The sequence below is a fragment of the Sulfuricurvum sp. MLSB genome, assembly GCF_000747095.1.
Taxonomy (GTDB): Bacteria; Campylobacterota; Campylobacteria; order Campylobacterales; family Sulfurimonadaceae; genus Sulfuricurvum.
The window spans coordinates 1-3,330 of the sequence record NZ_JQGL01000002.1 but is presented as its reverse complement, the minus strand read 5'-3'; the positions used below and the strand labels follow the sequence as shown (position 1 = coordinate 3,330).

Annotated in this window: 4 protein-coding genes and 2 pseudogenes; 2 read left to right on the top strand and 4 right to left on the bottom strand. The window is 50.6% G+C overall.

The window, feature by feature from the left end; all coding sequences use genetic code 11:
- Both proA and JU82_RS00040 read left to right on the top strand, forming a co-directional pair.
- Positions 1 to 371, top strand: a pseudogene (gene proA / locus JU82_RS11480) (gamma-glutamyl-phosphate reductase); the annotation flags it as partial.
- Positions 368 to 937 carry an ATP-binding cassette domain-containing protein gene (locus JU82_RS00040; RefSeq protein ID WP_037945399.1) on the top strand — a complete coding sequence of 190 codons (570 nt, stop codon included), beginning with the start codon at positions 368 to 370 and terminating at the stop codon, positions 935 to 937. The pseudogene proA and the gene JU82_RS00040, both read left to right, overlap by 4 nt.
- Before the next feature lie 74 nt (positions 938 to 1,011).
- Here JU82_RS00040 and crcB read toward each other — a convergent pair whose 3' ends face one another.
- From crcB to JU82_RS11475, 4 genes and pseudogenes are all read right to left on the bottom strand, one after another.
- Positions 1,012 to 1,398, bottom strand: a complete 387-nt coding sequence (gene crcB, locus JU82_RS00035) for a fluoride efflux transporter CrcB (protein ID WP_037945411.1) — start codon at positions 1,396 to 1,398, stop codon at positions 1,012 to 1,014.
- Positions 1,367 to 2,062, bottom strand: a complete 696-nt coding sequence (locus JU82_RS00030; RefSeq protein ID WP_037945398.1) for a 1-acyl-sn-glycerol-3-phosphate acyltransferase — start codon at positions 2,060 to 2,062, stop codon at positions 1,367 to 1,369. Before JU82_RS00030 ends, crcB begins: the two co-directional genes overlap by 32 nt.
- Entirely contained in the window at positions 2,043 to 3,212 is a 1,170-nt protein-coding gene (locus JU82_RS00025) for a hypothetical protein (protein ID WP_294891822.1), read from the bottom strand. Before JU82_RS00025 ends, JU82_RS00030 begins: the two co-directional genes overlap by 20 nt.
- Positions 3,209 to 3,330: pseudogene (locus JU82_RS11475) on the bottom strand (phosphoribosylformylglycinamidine synthase I); the annotation flags it as partial. The pseudogene JU82_RS11475 and the gene JU82_RS00025, both read right to left, overlap by 4 nt.

The following is a 3,330-nucleotide window of genomic DNA, read 5'->3' as shown; positions in this document are numbered from 1 at the left end:
AGACCCGTGAATGGATTGATGTGCCAAAGGCAAGCGAAGAGGATTTTGATACCGAGTATCTGGCCAATATCCTCAACATCCGTGTCGTTGACGGCGTCGAGGGGGCGATCAGCCATATCGTCCGTTTCGGTTCGGGACATTCCGAAGCGATCATCACCGAAAACATCACGACGGCAGAGCGGTTTATGGATGCGGTGGATGCGGCGGCGGTGTATGTCAACGCATCGACCCGCTTTACCGACGGCGGCGCGTTCGGATTCGGCGCCGAAGTGGGAATCAGCACCAACAAACTTCATGCGAGAGGGCCGATGGGAGTTGAGGGGCTGACGACCTACAAATACAAAATTTACGGAAAAGGGCAGATCCGTTGAAACCTATTTTAGATATTCAAAATATATCTTTTGGATATTTAAAAGATATTCTTTTATTCGATGATTTTTCGCTAAGCCTTCAGGAGGGGGAGATCAAAGCGATTGTCGGTCCCAGCGGCATCGGCAAATCGACGCTCTTCTCTCTCATTCTGGGAGAGCTGAAAGCGTTAAAGGGGACGATAACGGCCCAACGCGTCTCTCAGGTATTTCAAGACCCTTACAGCTCGTTTCATCCTACGTATACGATCCGTGAGCAGATCAGAGAAGTCGCATCGATGCAGGGGTACGAAACGCTGCTGGCACAAATGGGGCTGCGCGAGGATCATTTGGATTCGCTTCCCCATCGCCTATCGGGCGGACAGCTGCAGCGATGTTCGATTCTGCGTTCGTTATTGATGAAGCCCAAATTGCTGCTGCTGGATGAGCCGACATCGGCACTTGATAATCTCAATCAGGTCGATATTATGAAGCTGATCGTGAGCCATTTGGAAGGAATGGGAGTCTTATTGATCACCCATGACGCCGAACTGGCGCGATGGTGTGCGGATGAAATTATTCCGTTGTAAATTTCTGCCTCATTGAGGCAAGCTTCAGTGCCTTAGCGGCCAGCGTAGCCAAAAGGATTTTATTCTTTTGGCGTTCAATTTAAATAGCTTCGGACTAAATAGTACCCTGTCGCTGCCATGAGGACGGTTCCGAAGGTATTGATAGCCATATTAGCCGCCGCCATCAGAAGGTGTCCCCCGCTGAGTAAAAAGAAGGTTTCGATAGCGAACGTCGAATAGGTCGTCAGTCCCCCGAGAAAACCGGTTGTCAGAAACGATTTCATGTGCACGCTGAAGAGCGTCGTGTAGCTGAAATAGGCGAAAAGCGTTCCGATGATGAAACTCCCGATAAGATTAACCGAGAGTGTACCGAAAGGAAGGGAATGGGGCAAGTGGTGGTTTACGACACCGTTGAGATACGCACGCAGCACCGCACCGATAAAGGCGCCGCTACCGATAGCGAGGATGGTTTGCCAGCTCATCATCATAGACCTTTTGCATCTGCGCGTGCAGGTTATTCAACCACTCGGGATCCTCTTTGTCGGCGACGAACGAATCCATGTAGACGGCGGTGACGCTTCCGGGACGGAAGTCTTTGCGTTTGTTGCTGAAATGCCATGCCGTTGCGATCAATACGACCGGCTGGACTTTCAGGGTGAATTTGTCCGCAACGATTTTGGCGCCTGCTTTGAACGGCTTCATTTTTCCCGTTTCGGTCCGTGTCCCTTCCGGGAAAATAGTGATGACACGCCCGTGATCGAGGCGGTCTTTGCACTCTTTGATAAGCTTGACCAAGGATGATTTGCTTTCTCTTTCCAAAGCGATGTCTTTGGGGAGTTTAACGACAAGGCCGAAAAAAGGGACGTCAAAAAGCTCCTTTTTGGCAACCCAGGCCAAATCTTTGGGCGTAATCGTCTCCATGATGCCGATATCGATATCGCTTTGGTGGTTCAGCAAAAACATCTGAGCTTCGGGATCGGGCGTCCCTTTGACACGAACGGGAAGGAAAACCAGCAATCGGATGAACCAGGCGCTGATTTTTTGGGCATAGGGGTTGGGAACGAGATGAAAGATGGTGATCATCAGCGTCATCCCCGAGAAGATGACGATTAGGGCATAGAGCCATCTAATTCGAGCAAAGATCACGTTTGTGAACCCATCCGATATGGTCGTTCGGCAGATGTACTTTCGTAAAGTCTCCTACGGTTTTTTCCGCTTCGAGGTATTCTTCCTGCAAAGTCATCTCGAAAATGGTGCCGTGGTTGATCGGCAAAAGATAGATCGGCGCGTCTTTTTTAACGCACACGTCCTGATTGGGAAGGAGCGCGTAGACAATATAAAACATAGGCAGCGCCGAGAGATAGAGATACCATTTCTGACGTCTCCAGTAGAAGAGGGCAAACAACGCGATAACGACGACTGCTGCCGCCGACACTTTGAGCTCCGTGTGGCGTGCATCGGTTGGTGAAAGATCGCTTTGTGTCGAAACGGTATCGTCATCGACAATGATCGGAACGACGAGCGCTTCATAACGCTGCTTTTTCAGGTTGAAGTAGGAGAAGTTGAGGGTCTCTTCGGTATTGGGGATGATCGCATAAAACGTCATCTGGGATTCGCCTACGTTGGAAAGTTTCGATTCGAATCCCTGCTTGATCGCATTGGGGAGGCGGAAACTTCCGATGTCGCAGCGCTGCGCTTTGGCTGTGAAAATAACGACATTACTTTCGTTGTTGTACGGGGTCGTCTTGTAGTTGATAATTTCAAATTTATCGGCCAGTACATTGGCAAACGACGAAGGCGGGGTAAGGGCCGACGCGGTGAGCGCACTGCCGGTCAGAGTTTCTGAGACGGATCCGGTCGAGGTAACCGTCGCACTGATGTCGGGCAGGCGGATGGTTGAAGACTGTACGAGGAAATAAAACGTGTCGTAGACACCGTCTTCTTTGACTTTGCGTCGGGGAGTATCGCTGAAAATACGCAGCCCTTCTTCATTTTGAAGGGTGTATTCGATGTTCCCTGATGCCAGATCTACAGGCGTCAATTTGACCGTTACGGAAATAATCTCACCGATATAAGAGCGTTCCGGCAAACCGCTGAACTCGATCTTTAATGAGGATTCTACGCCCGAAAACAGATCGTTGACGTCGGCAGAGTCAGTCGAAGCCGACTCGGCATCGGTTGTCTGAGCGGTTGGAGAAGTTCCTGCCGACGTCGGCGAGGGATCAAAGAGGGCCGAAGGTTCGGCTACCAGAAGCTGCGCGGCTAAAATCAGAAAAAAGAGGGCTGTCTTTTTCAAGCGTTTAAAAACCCTTCAAGCATTTGCACTCCGTCACCGGAACCCAGCAAAGCTTCCATAGCGCGCTCAGGGTGCGGCATTAGACCGAAAACGTTTTTCGATGCGTTACAGACTCCGG

Bases quoted from the DNA above. Each gene is read 5' to 3' on its own strand.
- crcB (WP_037945411.1), bottom strand. From the start codon at position 1,398: ATGAGCTGGCAAACCATCCTCGCTATCGGTAGCGGCGCCTTTATCGGT.